Origin of the sequence: Nocardia sp. NBC_00403 (genome assembly GCF_036046055.1) — a bacterium.
GTDB lineage: Bacteria > Actinomycetota > Actinomycetes > Mycobacteriales > Mycobacteriaceae > Nocardia.
Genome location: NZ_CP107939.1, coordinates 2,226,457 through 2,245,002 on the forward strand (window position 1 = coordinate 2,226,457; position 18,546 = coordinate 2,245,002).

At 67.1% G+C, this 18,546-nt stretch carries 7 protein-coding genes (1 of these 7 only partly in view); all 7 read left to right on the plus strand.

Annotated elements, in window-relative coordinates; all coding sequences use genetic code 11:
- Positions 1-13,855, plus strand: partial view of an alpha/beta hydrolase gene (locus tag OHQ90_RS09675; RefSeq protein ID WP_328409254.1) — the 3' portion only. The gene continues 13,724 nt to the left of window position 1, outside the view; only the last 13,855 of its 27,579 coding nucleotides appear in the window; its start codon lies off the left edge, out of view; it ends in the stop codon at positions 13,853-13,855.
- Positions 13,856-13,928: 73 nt separating this feature from the next.
- Positions 13,929-14,423, plus strand: a complete 495-nt coding sequence (locus OHQ90_RS09680; protein ID WP_328409255.1) for a hypothetical protein — start codon at positions 13,929-13,931, stop codon at positions 14,421-14,423.
- Complete coding sequence (locus OHQ90_RS09685; RefSeq protein WP_328409257.1) at positions 14,420-14,707, plus strand: hypothetical protein; 288 nt, start codon at positions 14,420-14,422, stop codon at positions 14,705-14,707. The genes OHQ90_RS09680 and OHQ90_RS09685 overlap by 4 nt, the downstream gene beginning before the upstream one ends.
- Before the next feature lie 201 nt (positions 14,708-14,908).
- The gene (locus tag OHQ90_RS09690; protein WP_328409259.1) at positions 14,909-16,891 is read left to right on the plus strand and encodes a hypothetical protein; all 1,983 of its coding nucleotides are present in this window, start codon (positions 14,909-14,911) and stop codon (positions 16,889-16,891) included.
- Positions 16,888-17,673, plus strand: a complete 786-nt coding sequence (locus tag OHQ90_RS09695) for an ESX secretion-associated protein EspG (RefSeq protein ID WP_328409261.1) — start codon at positions 16,888-16,890, stop codon at positions 17,671-17,673. The genes OHQ90_RS09690 and OHQ90_RS09695 overlap by 4 nt, the downstream gene beginning before the upstream one ends.
- Positions 17,674-17,881: 208 nt before the next feature.
- Positions 17,882-18,202 (plus strand): hypothetical protein, encoded by a 321-nt coding sequence (locus tag OHQ90_RS09700; RefSeq protein WP_328409263.1) that lies wholly within the window; start codon positions 17,882-17,884, stop codon positions 18,200-18,202.
- Complete coding sequence (locus tag OHQ90_RS09705; protein ID WP_328409265.1) at positions 18,199-18,513, plus strand: YbaB/EbfC family nucleoid-associated protein; 315 nt, start codon at positions 18,199-18,201, stop codon at positions 18,511-18,513. Before OHQ90_RS09700 ends, OHQ90_RS09705 begins: the two co-directional genes overlap by 4 nt.
- Positions 18,514-18,546: the final 33 nt, after the last annotated feature.

An 18,546-nucleotide genomic window follows, 5' to 3' on the forward strand; every position in this document is an offset into this window, starting at 1 on the left:
GTTGCGCCAGTTGCTCTTCACGAACGACGCTGTGCCACTGAATTCTTCGACGCGGGTTGCGGACCTGAACGACCGCGCTGTCCGGGCGCTGCTCGGCAACCTCGACTCGGGCGACGTGGGCCTGCTGCGCAACCTCACCGCCATGACCGAGCTGCTTGCCCGCGCCGATCGTGACGCGGCCGGACTTCTCGGGTCTCCACCGGCGCAACTACTTGCCTTCGATCCGAGGGCCTTCCACGGCGATGGCCGCGCGGTGATCGCTTTCGGTGACGTCGACAGCGCCGCGCATGTCTCCTGGCATGTGCCCGGGCTTGCCGCCACCGTCCGGTCGATGAGCCAGAGTCTGGACGCGGCCCGCAACCACTACGACGTGACCGCACGCACCGCCCCCGACGCCGCGGTGGCTTCGATCATGTGGCTCGGCTACGACCCGCCGAGCGGTGACGCCATGTGGTCGGAGTATTCGAGGGCCGATCCAGCCCTTGATGGTGGGCATCGACTACTGCGAGATATCGCGGCCTTCAACGCTTCTCGTCGGCTGGGCGGCGCCGGTCTGCCGGACATCCATCTGATCGGGCACGGATACGGCTCGACCACAGTCGGATTCGCCGGGGTCGACGGCCGTTTGGCCGGCCAGGTTGCCGACGTTACCTTGATCGGTTCGCCCGGCGTCGGCCCGATCACCGAAGCCGGGCAGTTTCGGCTGGGTCCGGGCCGGGTGTTCGTGCTGACCGCGTCCTCCGATCGACTCACCTGGCGTGGTGCCGACACACCGACTCAGGTCGCCGGGCCACATGCCGCCGAACTGCTCGGCGTCGACCCGGCGACGGCGGCGTTCGGTGCGGTCCGGGTGGCCTCGGAGTTCCCCGTCGACCCGCGGTTCGCGAGTGTGCTCGCCGAACGCCACCAGTACTACGCGTTCACCGACGGCAGCCGGACAACACCGACGCGGGCGCTGGACAACCTGGCTCGTATCGGCGCAGGTCTGGGCGAGACGGTGACCACTGACGCGCACCGTCCGGGCACGCGGGAAACGGTCCAGTTCCTCGGCCGCGACGTTGTGGTGCCGGTCGATCCGGCCGCCGCCCAGACCGCGGTAGTTGCGCCGTCGGCCGCGCAGCTCGCCCTCGCCCGCACCGCGCTCGACAAGCTGGAGCCAGGGGCCGTGCCCGCGCTGCTCCAACCTGCCGACTACGTCGACACGGACGTGACCATCGAAGACCAGGCCCGAGCACATGCCGAGCGCATCGCGCGCTGGTGGCACGAACAGCTGGGTCCCGAGGAGCGCGCCGCGCTGGTGCGCGCGCACCCGTTCCAGGTCGGCAATTCCGACGGGATCCCTGCGGAGTTCCGGGACGAGGCCAATCGACTGCAGATCACCCGCGACTTCGATGCATTCCTGGCTCGCAGGCCCCAGCCCGGGCTCGGGCCCCAAGGCCGTTTGACCGCGGCGGAGATGCAGCAGCTGCGCAATCTGGTGGCCACCAGAGCCGCACTCGCCGAGGCCGACGCGCGCGCCGCACAGCTGGCCGACCACCCGCCGGTGCACGTATTGTCCTACGACCGAACGGAATTCGGCGGGACCGGGCGCGCGGTGGTAGCCGTCGGTGCGGTGGACACCGCCCAGTCGGTGTCGTGGATCGTGCCAGGCATCACCACCACAATGCTCAAACTGCCCGGCAACCTGCGCAGCGCGGTCGACATGTACGAGCTGACCACCAGGATGAATCCGGATCTGCGGGTGGCGACGGCCATTTGGATCGGTTACGACGCGCCCAACGGCGGCCGGATCGTGCTGGATACGGTCAGCACGGAACCGGCCAAGACGGGTGCGCGGATTCTGCGCAGGGACATGGCGGCCTACCGCGCGACCCGCCAGTACCAGGCGACCAGGTCCGAGACCGCCACGATGCCGCGCAACTACCTCTTCGCACACAGCTACGGCTCGGTGACAACCAGTTACGCGGGCGAGCACGGTCGGTTCGTCGGTGTGGTGGAGGCGGTGATGTTGCTCGGATCACCCGGTGTCGGCCCGATGCGCCGCGCCGCCGACTTCGGTATCCCGGTGTATGTCGCATCGTCATCGGGGGATCCAGTCACCTGGACGGGTTCGGATATCCCCGATCGCAACGGCCGGTTCGCCGGCCGTGGCCAGGGACTCGATCCCTCGACGCGGGTCTTCGACGGTGTGCGTGTCACCGCCGAATTCCCCTCGGGCATGGCGGGATTCGATCAGCATCGGGCCTACTTCAAATACCTGGACGCGGCCCGAACCACCGTGCCGGAGTCGCTGCGCAACGCTGCCCTGCTGGCAGCGGAGCGACCACAGGACATGATCCGGGCTCGGCGCCGCCCGGGCCTCGCCGACCCGAACTGGCGGCAGCGCCAGGTCAACATGCCGAACGATCCGGAGAGTGGACGCACTGCCGTCGAGTTCGGCAGCACCGACACGCGCGGCGCTGCCGAACAACGTCCGGCGCGGGCGATCTCGACCGCGGACGGCCGGGTCCCGCATCAGGAGCCGCAGTCGACCCCACGGCGCCGCTGGCCACTGCAGCGGCGCGGTGACCAGGTCCGCAGCGCGGAGTGCGGTCCGGATTCCGTACGGACGATCGCCGAGCTGCTGCCGAACGCCGATGTGCGGGTACCGATCGGGGAGGTCGGCCCGAACGGTATGACCGCCGCCGAGCTGGAAGCGGCTGCGGGCGGGCGGCTGCAGATGTACGACTCGCCCGCGCGGATCGCCGCGATGCTGAAGCGAATGGGCAACGGCGCGACAATGCTCGTTGTCGACGAGTACCGCGGTTTGGTCGACGAGCACGGTGTCGGCGCGCACGCCTACGTCCTGTCTTATCAGGACGGGCAGGTGATGGTGTACGACAAGACTCTCGGCGAATCACCGCAGAAGTTCCGGCGCAACCTGCTGCCGAAGGGCGTGCTCGCTACGCACGGCATTCTCTTCAACGTCGACGAACGTGCCGCTCGCCCGGTCGACCGGTTCGCGCCGAGTCCGCACCGGCCCGAGGTCGGTATCGGTCTGCCACAGCCGCAGTGGCAGCCGAGCTCCGCCGAACAGCGGATGCGGGATTGGGGTCGCGGAGTCGAGGGCGAGCTCGGCGAACGCACCACTTTCCCCGCGTTCCGGGTGGACTTCGGATCGGATCGTCTCGGGGTATACAAGCCCGACGCGACCGAAGCGGCGCTGGAATGGGGCATCGATATCCCGCCGTCGGGGATGCCGGTGCGGGCCGTCGCCTTCTCGCGTCTCGACGAACTGCTCGGCTTCGGCCTGGTTCCGACGACCACGCTGTATGAGGGCAGTGCGGGCGAGGGATCGCTGATCACCTTCGTGCCGGATCTGCATCCCGGAGAACCTACGAGCGAATACAGTGCGATCCAGCAAGATCAGCTGCTGGTCCTCGACTACATCGCCGGAAACTCCGACCGCCATGGCGGAAACTGGTACACGCGGTGGGCCGAGACCGATGCGGGCGAGCCGCTACGTGTGCTGGTGCCGATCGACAACGACTACTCCTTCCCGGTGAACCGGGACTCCTTCATCTTCATCGCTCCCGACGGGCAACGGGTCGCCGGCACCGCGACGGTGTTCGTCGAGGAGGGGTTGAACCGTCGGCTCCAGCCCTCGGTGTTGGCACAGGTGCTGGCACTGGATCCGGCGCAACTGGCCGTCATGCTCGAATCCCTCGGGATCGAACAGCAGGCGATCGATGGGGCGTTGAGCCGGCTCGCCGAGATCCAGCGCCATGGTGCGGTCACTGCCGAGGCGTGGCCCGATCTGGGCGGGCACCGGGAATCGGCGGGGCTGCCTCCCGAAATCAGCGACCATGCGGGCCACGCCGAAATGGACATCGTGCAGGGCGATCCGCTGCGCGTCGCGGAGGCGCAGCGGCTGGTCCGGGAGGCGATGGGGGACTGGGCGGATCAGGACCAGGTCGACGACGCGGCACTGATGACCGCGGCATTGGTGCGAAATGTCCTGCAGCACACGGATAGTGACGGTCTGTTCGTCGTGCTGGTGACCGACGACGCGGGGCATCGACGGGTGCGAGTGGAGGTCTTCGATAGAAGCGAAGTGGTCCCGGAGGTTCCCGAGGCGGGGGAGTCCGATGCGAGCGGTCTTGCGCTGCTCGACGAGTTCGCCGGCGACTGGGATATCGACCCGCACGGTCCTGGCCAGGGCAAGACCATCTGGTTCGAGATCGATGAGGGCGTATCGCAACCGCCGCCGTGGATCGCTGTCGACGAGGCGCTGCGGGCGAAGGGCCCGGTGCTCGGTTCCCCGGAATCTCTTGGGCAGCTGCGCCATGCCAACGAGGCCATGAAACTGAACTTCTCGGACGGCACTTCGTGGGTATACAAACCGGCCTCGGGCGAATCCGTGACGCCGGTCCATGTTCCACCCTCGGGCGCGGCGGTCCGCGAGGTCGGCGCTTATGCGCTGGATGCGCTGCTCGACTTCGGATTGGTCCCGCCCACCACACTGTTCGACGGCCCTCGAGGCGCTGGATCGTTGCAGCAGTTCGTCTCCTCCCGTCCGTGGGGCCGCCCGCTGGCCGACTACACCCAGGCCGATCGGGACATGATGGCGGTACTGGACTACATCGGCGCCAACCGTGATCGCAGCTGGAGCAACTACCTCGAGTCCACCGGCGGCACATTCGTTGCCATCGACAACGGGTACATGTTCCCGGATCGCAATGACACCACCGGAATTCGCTCCAGCTTTGTCGCCGACGCGTTGAACCGGGCGCTCGATCCCGGGGTGCTGGCCAAGGTCAGGGCGCTCGACCCGGCCCGGCTGGCACAGGTGCTCGCCGATCTCGGCTTGGAGCGAGAGGCCATCGACGGCGCCGTCGCCCGACTCACCGAGATCCGAACCGCGGGCAAGATCACCGGCTCGGCCTGGACCGGCGACATCCACGACGTGCGACGGCCACCGCCTGGTGTGGTGGCGCCATCCGCGCCCATGAACCCGGCCGAACAAGCCGTGCACGACCTGGGCCCGGTCGTCGGCCGGCCCGAACCGCTCGGGCGCTACGAGCACGTGAACGAAGTGTTCCGGGTGCAGTTCGGCGACAACAGCGTGTGGGTGTACAAACCGGTCGTCGGAGAACCGGTGTACGGCAGTGTGATTCCGCCCTCGGCCATGGCGCCTCGCGAGGTCGCGGTCTACCGCCTCGATCAGCTGCTCGGCTTCGGTCTGGTGCCGACCACCACGCTGTGGCGCGGCGATCTGGGCACGGGCTCCCTGATGGCGTTCGCCGCGGACGTCACCCCCGGTCAGGAGGTCGGCAAGTACTCCAAGGCGGATCGGGCCATGCTGGCGGTGCTGGACTACATCTCCGGGGCCAGCGACCGACACACCCGCAACTTCTTCACCGACCGCACCGGGCGGGTGGTTCCGTTCGACCACGGCGAGACCTTCCCCGTCGATCGACTCTCCTTCACTGAAGACGCCGTGAATTTTCCGGCGGATGCGACTCCATTGGAGCGCCTCGGCTTCCGGTCGGTGTTCGTCGCCGACGCGTTGGGCCGCACCCTGCCGCGCGAGGTGCTCGCCAAGGTGCGTGGTCTAGGACCGGCACAGCTGGAGATGATGCTGACCGAGCTCGGGCTGGAACGCCCGGCCATCGACGCCGCCTTGCGCAGACTCGACGAGATCCAGGTCAACGGAAAGATCACCGGCAAGGCGTGGCTGGATCTGGAACTGTCCGATCTCGACCGCGGCCTCCTCGTCGCCGCGGAAACCACCGGGAACGAGAGCCGGCCGACGGTGGACGCCGATGCCGACCGTCCCGGCTCAGTGCTGCGGCGGGTCATGGGCCGGTTCGGCTTCGGCCCCGACACCGCATCGGTCGAGAACCCGAATACCTGTGCGCCCGAGTCGATTCAGATAGTGATCGATGAGACCGGCAGCACGGTGGCCCGGGTGCCGATCGGCGACATCGGCCTGTCCGGGCTATCCGGAGCCGCGCTGGAAGGCTACGCGGGCGGTCGGCTGCAGAGCTTCACCTCGCGCGATGAGGTGGCGGCCCGGCTGCTCGACGAGAACGATCCGGCCCGGGTGGTCCTCATGGTGGACCAGTACCACGGGCAGTTCACCGCCGACGAAGTCGGTGCGCATGCCTACGTGATGGCCAACCGTGGCGGCACGATCATGGTGCGTGACCCCAACGAGGGAGCCTGGCGTCCGTACCAATGGGGCGAGTCGGGTCCGAATGTGGCCTCGGTGTCCGGCATCGTCTTCGATGCCGAAGGAAATCCGCTGCGCTCCAGTGATATCCACGGCCAGGACGCGGCCGCGCAGCCGATCTCTCGGATCGGCAGCAGCCGGGATGGCGACGAGTTCCGCGTGGTACGCGTCATCCCGCGAACTGACCTCGACAACATGTTCAACGACTACGGCGACACCGGCGGCGGTTGGACCGGCGCCGACAGCACGTACTCCCGGCGCCTGCCCGACGGCAGGCACCTGTGGATGTTCTCCGACACCTTTCTCGGAGCGGTCGATCCGGACGGCTCGCGCCCCGCGGACGGCGCGTTCGTCAACAACACCTTCGTGGTCGACGACAACGGGCAACTGTCCACCGTGCACGGCGGCACTCCGGCCGCGCCGGAGGCGGTGGTGCAGGACACCGAGGGCGGCTTCTATTGGCTCGGCGGCGGATTCGTCGCCGGATCGACGGTGAACGTCATGTTCGTCGGATTCGGCCGGACCGGAAGCGGCATGTGGGACTTCGCCTTCCGCGACAACCTGCTGGCCCGCTTCGACGCGGACGATCTCACCCAGGTCAGCCGCACGCCGATGCCGTCCGAGAGCGGCGTCAACTGGGCGTCGTGGGTGGAGTTCGACGGCACCCATACCTATATCCACGGGATGAAGGAGTCCGGGCCGACCAAGCATATGCACGTGGCCAGGGTCGACGGCGATGATCTCACCGGGGTGTGGGAGTACTTCGACGGTACCGGGTGGACCAGCAGTGAAACCGAATCCGCACCGATCATGCCCGGGGTCGCCAACGAGTACAGCGTGACCCCATGGCGGGGACGCTATTTGCTGATCACCCAGGACACGACCGTTGCGTTCAGCACCGAAATCGTTGCCTACGTCGCGGATTCACCGACAGGTCCGTTCACCGACCGGACGGTGCTATACCGGACCCCGGAGCCAGGGCCCAACGGCAGTTACGGCGATGCGAACGTCATCGTCTACAACGCCCACGAGCACCCCGAACTCCGCGACGGCGACAAGCTGATCATCAGCTACAACGTCAACAGCCTCGTCCCTGACGCCGTCGTCGCCGACGTCACGAAGTATCGCCCTCGCTTCATCGAGGTCGAGCTGGATTCCGGCTTCGGCCAACCGGATTCGGGCGGACACCGGACGCCGGCAATCGGCCCCGAGCGACCGGGCGGGCCCGCCGAACGGAGCCCCGCACCGGAGGCGTCGGTCGAGGCCGTGCGCTCGCAGCAGCCGGGACAGGGTGATGCTTCCGACAACGGGCCGTGGCAGGTGAGTGCGGCCGAACTTGCGGCGTGGGGTCCGGTGGTGTCCGAATCTCCCCTCGGGGAGTTCGGCAATGTCTTCCGCATCGAGTTCGAAGATGGGACGCTGCGGGTCTACCGGACCGAACTCGACGCGGACGAAGCCGACTTCGTCGGCATCCCGCGCACGGGTCTTGCGACGCGTGAGGTCGCGATGTCGGAGTTCGACCGGATGATCGGGGCGGGTCTGGTGCCGCGCGCGCAGCTGTGGGAAGGGCCGCACGGCCGCGGATCCCTGAGCGAGTTCATTCCGCACAGCCCACGACTCCCGGTCCGGGAATATCCGATCGAGCAGCGGCACATGGCGGCGGTGCTGGACTATGTGTTCGGGCACATCGACCGGAACCCGACCAATTGGGGCACGCTGCCCGCGACGTCCGGCCAACCCGACGCGCCGAAGCGGTTGCTGCTCTTCGACAACCCAGATGTGCTGCCCGAAGGGCCGGAATCGTTCACTTTCATCGACGAGGGCGACGAGCGCGGGTCCAGGATCGGTCGGATCCGGTCGCCGTTCGTGGTGGACGCGTTCGGCCAGCGGCTGGATCCGACTGTGTTGGAAAAGATCAGGGCGTTCGAGCCAGGCCGTCTTGCCGAGTTGCTACAGGAGTTCGGTGTCGAACAGCCCGCGATCGACGCCGCGGTAGCCAGGCTGACCGAGATACAGGACAACGGCCGGATCACCGGCACGGCCTGGCCGGGGCTCGGCGCGCCGGGCCAGGTGGGTTCTGCCTTCGCCTCGATTCCCGACGGCGAGACGATGAGCGAGCGCGAGGCCGCGGCGCACGAACTGGGCTACGGCGAGACCGCCGGCCGGATCGGTGACTTCGACCAGCTCAATGTGGTGCTGCGCGTGCGATTCTCGGACGACAGCGTCTGGGTGTACAAGCCCGAGGACGGCCAGTGGACCGACGGCATGAACCTGCCCCCGACCGGCATGGCGGTCCGCGACGTGGCCTTCGCACGCCTGGACGACCTGCTCGGATTCGATCTGGTCCCGACGACCACGCTGTGGGACGGCCCGGAGGGCACGGGCTCGCTGATGGAGTTCGCCGCGGCCACCGACCCGGCGCGGCCGGTCGACCAGTACACGCTGACCGAACGCAGCATGATGGCGGTGCTGGACTACATCGCCGGATCGCACGACCGCCCCAAGCGGAACTGGCTGACCCGCACCGACGAATCCGGTGCAGTCCGGGTGATTCCGATCGACCACGGCTACACCTTCCCGGTGGATCGTGAATCCTTCACGCCCGTGCCGGATCCCGAGTCCCGGGCGGATCCGCGGCTGCGACATCTGATTCATTCCGAGTTCGTCGCGCACATGGTGAACAAGGAGCTCGATCCGGCAGTGCTGGACGCGGTCCGTGCCCTGGATCCGGCGCGGCTGGAGGCAATGTTGGCGGGGCTCCAGATCGAAGGCACCGCTATCGATGGCGCGCTGGACCGGCTGCGTGAGATCCAGCTGCGCGGCAACATCACCGGCGAAGCATGGCTCGATCTGAGCGGGTCCAAGCTCGCGGCGGGTGTACTCATGCCTCTCGACCCCGGCGGCGACGGCAACGCGGCCACCGGTCGAGACGCCACGGTCACCGGCGGGCCCGATGCCTCCGACCCCGGTTCGGTGGAATCTGCTGCGGCCGTGCCTGATTCGGCGGACCCGCAGCCGCAGGCCGCACCGCCCGGGTCGGAACCGGTGGAATACGTCGCGCCGAGCAGACCCGCCGACGACTTCGCGCGCTGCCACTCGGCGTCTGAGGTGGCCGCGGTACTGACGGCCGCCCACGGTGTCACGGTCGAGGGATTCGATCTCGCCGGTGTGGATGTCGAGTCGGCCCGTGAATTCGCCAGGGCGGTCCGTGATCAGCTGGACGCGCACCACGAGATCGATCTGGAGATCGTGCGCATCGGTGCACTGGAGGATCCGAATCAGGTCGCCGAGGCCGAATGGATCATCGAGAACGGCCGAGTTCGTACCAAGGCGATCACCCTGAATCTGCGATTCGCCACCGATCCCGAGGCGCTGCGGCAGGCATGGGAGGCGGACGTGGCGGCCGAATTCCATGTGGGTCCACCGGATCGGCCGGTGTACGGCAATATCGTGCACGAATTCGGCCACGCCATGGAGCACGCGGGCGGGCTCCGGGCCGGAGACGAGGCGAGCTTCGCGCTGTTCGAGTACTACGGGCGCACCTACCAGGCCGACGCGGACCCCGACGCCGATTGGACGGACGAGTACGAGATCTGGTTGCGCCAGCAGTTCAGTAAGTATTGCTTCGACGAGCACAGGAACTACCGGCCGCGGGAGGCGCTGGCGGAATCGTATGCCGCGCTCGAGTACCCGGATGCGGAGGTCACCGAGGGCGAGGAACTGCTCCACGATCTGTTGCTGGTCCACGCCCGCGTGGGCAACCACATCGGCGCCCGCCCTGCCGACCTGCCGCAGCACGGCACGGACCGAGCCACGGTTGTTAATTCGCCCGACCACGGTACCGACCCGGACCCGAATCGCGCGGTAGCTACGGTTGCGGCCGAGCCGGAATCCCCCGCGGACACTGCCGCATCCGAATCCGATCCGGGTGGCGGTCCGATTGTTGCTCCGATGAGCGGGCGCGAGGTGGCGACCGGGGCCGCGGCCGCGGTGCCCGGGCCGGATCGGTGCACCGACGGTGAGCCGGTCGACATGTCCTCGGGCGCGGTGCTCTTGGAGAGTAACGATCTGCGGACCGCGGGTGTGCTGCCGCTGGAGCTGCGGCGCATCCATCTGTCGTCACTGCGGTTGGGTAGGCACTTCGGACCTGGGTGGCTGTCGACGCTGGACGAGCGGCTGGAATTCGATGCCGAGGGTGTCGTGCTGGTGTGTGCGGATGGCGCGGTGCTGAGCTATCCGCATCCGGAACCCGGTGGTGCGGAGGTGTTTCCGGAATCCGGGCCGCGGCGTCCGCTGTCGTTGGCCGACGGACGTTACCGGGTGCGGGACCTGGCGGCAGGCGTCATCCGGGAATTCGTCGCCGTCGAACATGCGGCGGTCGCCCCGATTGCTGCGTTGCGGCATCGGGGCGGTCAGGACCTGAGCTTCGAGTATGGCGACGCGGGTCTCGTTGCGGCGGTGCGTCATTCGAGCGGTGAGGTCTTGCGGGTGTCGGCCGGCCCTGGCACCGGCTGGGTGTCGGGGCTGTCGCTGGAATCAGCGGGCGAGACGATTCCGGTGGCCGGGTACCGGTATTCGAGTGTCGGTGAGCTGCTCGCAGTGGCCGACGCCGCAGGGGAAGAGCTGCGCTATACCTACGACGACGCTCAGCGGCTGACCTCGTGGACCGATCGCAACGGCGTGTCCTACCACCACCGGTACGACGCCGAGGGGCGCTGCGTGGCGCAGATCGGCACCGGCGGTGTATACGCCAACGCCTATGCGTACGGCGCGGACAGAGCCCCCGATGCCGCATCCGGCGGGCGCTGGGCGGCACTGATCGAAACTGTTCGCCCCCTCGATGATTCGCACATATCCGGCGCGCCGCAGCCCTTCGATGTCGAGGCCGCCCTGGACGCGCTGCAGGCGATGCCGGTTGTCGGGGAGATCCAGGCGGTCGGTCCGCGCGCGGTCGCCAACCGGTCCGTGGTGCGCGACGATCCGATCTTCGGCCACATCCGCGTGCTGATCTTCCGCACCGACGCCAACGGTGATGTGTGGCAGGTCGCGTCCCCGGGCGGTGTGCGCACCTTCGAGCGCGACGCCACGCACCACCTGGTGCGCCAGGTCGATCCGACCGGAGCGTCGGTGACTTACGAGCGCGACCTCTTCGGCCTGGTCACCGCCGTCACCGGACCCGACGGCGCGGTGACGCGGGTCACCCGAGGCGCCTGGGGTGAGTCGCGCTCCGAGACCGGCCCCGGCGGTCGAACCTGGACATACGATTCGGACGCCGTCGGCAACACCACAGCCGTCACCGGCCCGGACGGATCCCGCACTCGCTACGAATACGATTACCGCGCCACAGGTTCCATGTTGCGCCGGGTTATCGATCCGACCGGCCTCGGCACCACGGTCGACTGTGATGCGGCCGGACTCCCGGTGCGGGTCACCGCTCCAGGCGAGCGCACCTGGACCTATGAGCGCGACGGGTTCGGCCGCATTCGATCGGTCACCGACCCGCTCGGACGCACCACCACCCACACGTGGAGCGTCGACGGCAGACCGCTGACGCAGCGCAATCCTGACGGCACCACGGTCACCTGGACCTATGACGCGGAGGGCAACCAGCTTTCACGCACCGACGAGGCAGGCAACACCGCCACCACCTCCTACACGGTGCTGGACTCGCCGCTCGAGGTGACCGGGCCGGACGGCGCCCGCCTGCGCATCGGATACGACACGCAGTTGCAGATCACCTCGGTGACCAACCCGACCGGTCTGGTGTGGCACTACGAGTACGACAGTGCGGGCCGGGTGGTCGCCGAAATCGATTACAACGGCGCGCGCACGACGTATGCCCATGACTCGGCGGGCCGAGTCCGGTCCACCACCAACGCCGTCGGCCAGACCACCCGCTTCGTCTTCGATGTCGCGGGCCGGGTCACCGAGGAGCACACCGACGACGGCGTGACCGTCTACCGCTACGACCGGCACGGCGATCTGGTCGAGGCCGCCAATAGCGATGCGGTGGTACGGATCACCCGCGACGTGGCGGGTCGGGTACTGACCGAGCAGATCAACGACGTCACGGTGGCCGGCGCCTACGACAGCGCGGGCAAGCGGACCCAGCGGATCGTCGACACCAGGGCGGTGCCGGGCGCCGGGCTGGGCTGGCGCACCATGTTCGGCTACGACGACACCGGCTTATTGGTCACCGCCGCCACCGACGACGGGCACGGCCCGAGCGACGTACTGCGCTTCGGCTACGACCCGACCGGCAACGAGACCGCGCGCCGCATCGGCGCCGCCCGGATCACTCGGCGCTATGACAACCGGGACCGGATCATCGCCCAGCACGTGCAGAACCCGACTGGCACCGTCGCCGGACGCACCTGGACCTACCGCGCCGACGGCTACGCCACTGGTACAGATGACCTACTGCGCGGCCCGCGACATTTCGGCGTCGACTCGGTCGGCCGGGTGACCGCAGTGGCGGCGGAACGGTCGCCGGGGGCAGACGAACAGTACGGATACGACCCGGCCGGTGTGCTCACCCGCGCCTCCTCCGACGAGTCCGCGATGCCGAGCCCGGTGCTCTCGACGGGCACCCTCGTCACCGAATCGGGCAGACGCCGCTTCTGGTACGACGCGGCGGGGCGCCTCGTCCGGGTGGTGCGCGGCCGCCTGTCGCACAAGCCCGAGGTCTTCGAATTCACCCACACCGCCACGGGTCAGATTCGTACGGTGTCCGCGCCTGACGGCACCTTCTGGCGTTACGGCTACGACCCATTGGGCCGTCGCGTGTCCAAGACCCACACCGACCGCGCCGCGAACGTGCTGGAGTCGGTGATCTTCGGCTGGGATGGCGACGATCTCGTGTTCCAGCACAACGAGGCACCCGGCGCGCCGCCGTCGACCTCGAGCTGGTGCTGGACCCATCATCCCGAAACCCACGAGCCGCTCACCCAGTACACCCGCGCTACCGGGCCGACGCCGATTCCGGTGGCGCCGGGCGGCGCGGTACCGCAGGCCACCATCGACACCGCGTTCCACGCTATCGTCACCGACCTGGCCGGTGCTCCCACTGAACTGCTCGACCCGGGCACCGGGTCGGTCGTGGGTTGGGCGTCGACAACGCTGTGGGGTCAGACGCACTGGAACGGGCACGCCGGGACCGCGCTGCGATTCGCCGGTCAACTCCACGACCCGGAAACCGGTCTGCACTACAACCGACACCGGTACTACAACCCGGTAACGGCGACCTATACCGCGCCTGATCCGCTCGGCGTCGAGCCGAATCCGGACAGTGCCACGGCATATGTGCACAATCCGCACAGCTGGGTCGACCCGCTCGGCCTCGCGGGCTGCGCCGGCGGTTGGTGGCGTCGGATCAGAACGCTCGGGCCGATCGGCGCGGCCAGACAAGAGTATGTGGACGCCACCCGCGGTATCACTCTCGAAGGACTGGCAAGGGTAGAGGCGGGACAGGACCCGGAGACGACAGCCCGCTGGGCCATCGACCAGCCCAACGCGATGAAGCTGACGACAAGGGCGAGGCCACCGAGGATATTCAACATATGGGCCGAGCGACGGAACATGCGACACTACGGAGACCCCGGTTGGTCCGACGTTCGAGTTTCTCCGAGACGTGAAGGGTAAGACGCCGATGGACATCATCAACGCCGCGGGCCGGACCAGTCGCCGCATCAACCAGTTGCTGGGGGTTCGGTAAATGGCCGAGGACGGCGAACTGATCTGGCTGGCGCGCAACAACCGGTTCGAATGGGTTCAGTACGCCACTGCAACCGGACGTATCGTGCGGACGCTGCGCCCCGCCTCGTCGTCGGCGCCCACAGCTGGACTGATCGACAAATGCCTCGGCAAACTCGTCGCCTTCTCGGTGAACGCCGACCGCACCGGCTACGTCGTGCAGAGTGGCGCCACTGCCATCGAACTCGACGACCAGGCGACCGTCCGCTATTGGAAGACACGCCGAAACTACTTCGCCCACTTGTTGATCGAGCGCGGCTCGCAACGCATGAAGCTAAACGAACTCACCTTCGCGACCGCCGCCGACGAAACCGCCGACTACGTGAGCTCGAAGGACTTTCTCGGCACCATCAACGATTTCGTCACCAGGGAGGACCGCCGCCGTCACGGCCTCGAGGTCTGGTCGCGCGCCGCGGACCCGACCACCTCGCCCAGCACAGAGGAGACCGACCGATGAGCGAATCATCGACCCCGACCCGAGTTGTGCTGTACACCTACGCCAAAGACCTGCGCCCGGAGAAGGTGGCCGAGTTCACCTGGAGCACCGACGCGGGAGTGGCGCTGAGAATTATCGACGACGAGTGGGGCAGTCTGGCCCGCGAATACTATCGCGACGGAGTGCTCTCGAAAAGCGAACGGCGCGTTGTCCTTCCGTCGGAAGGACCGAGCTTCATGCGAGCTCTGGTGCAGCCGAGCCGATCGACGTACTACCGCTTCGCGGATGAGAGCGGAAACCGATGAAGAGCGCGAAAACAATTCGCCGGATGGTCGGCCTCCGGTCAGATGCGGTTCAGTGGGTGTCGGTAGCTGGTGAACGGCGGGTGCTGAAGATCCTTCCGCACGAAATCTGCAGTGCGACAGCCTTACTGGACTCGTGCCAAAATGGTCAACAGCGGTAACCGTGGTGTGCCAGGTGTTGCCGAGATAGTAGGAGCGTGATGTATGGGTGGCAACGAACAACCCCCAGTCGTCCCCGGCCAGCAACTCCCCATCAAGACGGGCAACCCATGGCCGGCACTGAAGACCGCGGCGGCGGAGGGTAAATACAAGTTCGAGCAGGAAGTTGCCTACAATCTCGCCAACGCGGCGTCGCTCATAATCGGTCAGATCCGCACTTTGCAGAATCAGACCACAATGGTCACCACCACGGTTCCTTTCGCCGACATGCCGTCCGGCATCGCCCTCACGAAGAAGCTGTCGGGCAAGGGTGATGAGCTGAAGGAACTCCTCGGCAAGCACATCGGCATCCTGCAGGACATGATCGATACCTTCATCGCCGCCGGCAAGAAGTTCGACGCCAAGGAACGCGAGAACGAGGCGATGTTCGACGCCATCAAGCCGTCGAAGATCGGGACGGCGCTGCCAGGTGCCCCGATGCCGATCGCTACCGAGAAACCGCCGTACTCGAAGGATCCCAACGTCCATTTTCAACCGCCGAGCGAAAATCTCAAGAATGCCAAGGGCTTCGAGCCGTCGACGATCATGGTGGAGAGCGCGGGCAGTCAGCCCTGGGAAGCCCTGTACACCCTTGGTGAGAGCATCAAGAACTACACGACTGTGCAGCGTGCGGCTAACTGGTCGGGTCGGTGGAAATGGATGGCCGAAATGGTCCAGCAAGTGTTCTCCGATTTTCTCAACAGGATCGACTCGGTGACCGCGGATCAATGGGAAGGGCCATCCAAGGAAATGATGGTCGCTGCGATCAAGGCCTATGCGGCATCGGTCCCCGCCTTGCAGCAGAGCATGAACCTGATCGGTGACAATCTCATGCTCACCTCCGGCTGGTTGGACTCGACACAGCTTTTCATGCCGACGACGCCGCACAATCCGGGTCAGCAGACTTACTCCATGTCCAATAGTGGTTTCGGCCCTTACTACTCGGGATCGAGCTACTCGTACACCGTTCCCGATCAGCTCCAGCAATACCGGGAATGGATGGCGAAGACCTACGCCGCGGGGCTGCCGCAATCCGCTAGCCAGGTCCCGTTGTTGGCGCACCCGGACGCGTCGTTCAAGGACATTCCGGCCGACCCGTTCAACCCGACCGGTCAGGATCTGACTAAGCAGACCTACCCGAGCGGTCCAGGCTCCCGGCCCACGTTGAGTGCGACAAGCCCGGGCCCGAGCGCCGCGGACACTCGGAAGGCGCAAGAACGGGCCGAGGCGCAACGCAAAGCGCAGGAGAAGTTCGAGCGTGAGCAGCGGGAGGCTACGCGCAGGCAGCAGGAAGCAGCGGAGAAATACCAGCGCGAGCAGCAGGAAGCGGGGCGTCAGCAGCAACAAGAGTCGGCCGAGTTCCAGCGCCAGCAGCAGGAGGCCGCGCGCAAGCAGCAGGAAGAGGCGGCCCAACGACAACAGCAACAGGCTGCGGAGCAGGCTACGCAACAGGCGCAGCAGACCGCGCAGCAGGCCGCGCAGCAGGCGATGTCGGCGGGACAGCAGGCTGCGCAGGAGGCGATGTCGGCGGGACAGCAGGCTGCACAGGAGGCGATGTCGGCGGGACAGCAGGCCGCGCAGCAGGCAATGGCGGGCGTGCCCGGGCTGGCGGGCCTCGGGCCAGGGGCGGCTTCCGCGCTCGAGGCGGCCAAGAACGCGGCGATGTCGGCGGGCAAGCCCGGTGGCCTCGGTGGCGCGGGCGCAGGCGCCGGCGCCGCGCCGGTGGCGAAGGAGTTGAGCCAGACCGCCAAGCTTTTCCCGCGCGCCGCCGCCGCCGCGCCGGCCGCATCCGCGGCAGGCCGGATGTCGGGGCTTGCTTCCCCGATGGGAGGTACGCCCGGTTCGCCTGGCGCGGCGGGCGCTGCGGGCCGCGGTGCGGGCGATAGCAACCAGAACCACAAGCGTGCGGCATTCCTCGATTCCACCGAGCACCTGGAGGAGGCAATCGGTGACGCGCCACTGGCCGTCAGGCCGGTAGTCGAGAAATGAGCCGTATCTGGAAATTCACCGATCTCGAGTTCGTCGTGCTCTGGGAGCAGATGCGTGAGGACGTCATGCCGCGTCCGTTCGTCTTCACCACCGACATTCCGCTCGAGGAGGACTACCAGCGCGAACTCCATCGCATCCGGGAGCGGCTGCGGTACACGATCGACCCGGCCGTCCCGCAGCTGATGATGGATATCGCCCGGCCGGACCTCAGCGTCCTGGTGCGAGGGATCGACGGCAAGAACCCCGACAATCCCGAGGGCAGCATTCGCATGATTGCGGCGCGCAGGGAGGATCGCGGCTACCTGCTCACCCAATTGCCGGGCAGGACCGTCCATCACAGCGAGGGCTTCACGATCACTGAATGCGATGTGCTGAGGCTGGCGGATGTTGTGGTCGCGGCGCTTCCGAAAGCTCCTGCGGGCAAACAGAATCGCGTCACATTACGAGTGCCCCCGGACCACGACGGGATGGACCACGGATACGGTGAATCCGGTCTGTGGGACTCCCACGAGGACACCGATGACGCACACTCGCAACGGTTCTTGACTACGGTGCCGGCCACCGTCGGTGGCATCGAGGTGTGCCAAGGCATTTCGCGCTTCGGGCCGCGAGGCAGGGTAGCGCGCTACCTCGAGTGGCGTGACCTGCCCGATGACGGGCGATACGTGATCACCCAGGACACACCGCCGATCGCGATCCCCGTCGATGCCAAACAGCTCACGGCGCAGATCAACGCCGAAATCACTTTCGTGGTGCGCGCGATAAGAGACGATCGGACGTAGTTCGGGTGTCCGGCCTGCGTTGTGGGCGTGATCTCGAAGGCGATGGCAGGTATGCGATCACGGTGGGGAACCCGCCGGTGGACCAAAAGCGGCTGGCCGCATTGATCAATGCCGAAATCGCGGAGGTGGTGCGGGCTATCAAGGATGAACGGGAGTGCGCGGGCGGTAGGCGGTCGTAGACTTTTAGGAGAGGACGAGCGGATGGGGGATGCCCATGTCGACAGCGACGTCACGCAGCGGCTCGATTTCGGTCGAGACCACCGAACAAGGGTTGCCGATCGCCGTTACCGTCGAGCGTGCCGAGCTGCGGCGGGATCCGAAGGAGTTGGCCGGCGAGATCCTGCGCTTATGCAAACAGGCAGCGAATCGGGCGGGTCTGGCCCGCCGGGCCGAGTTGGAGGCGGCGGGGTTGCACGGCGATGTGCTCGCCCTGACCGGGCTGCCGAAGCCGGAAGATGTTGCGCGCCAGGAGCTGGTCGAGGAACAAGAGTACGAGGTCGAGCCGGAGAGCTGGTTGAGGTCGATATGAGCGACGCGATGGACGAACTGGAGGCGCGTGCGCACCGCCAGCTGAATCGGATCCGCGAACTCGGCGAGCAGATGGCCGCCGTCCGGGTGCGCGAAACCTCGCCGGGCGGTGTGGTGACGGCTGTCGTCGACGGCAACGGCGCGCTGTGTGACCTCGAGCTGTCGGGCGCAGTGTCGGGGATGTCGCCGAGCGAGTTCGAGCAGGTCTTGGTGTCCACCGCGGCAAGGGCCGCGCACCGGGCGTTCGCCGCGCGGGGTGATCTTGTTATTGCGTTCAATCATGAAGCAACAGAAGAGATTGCACGGACGTAATTCGCACTTCCCTGACTGGCTTCCGGAAATTTC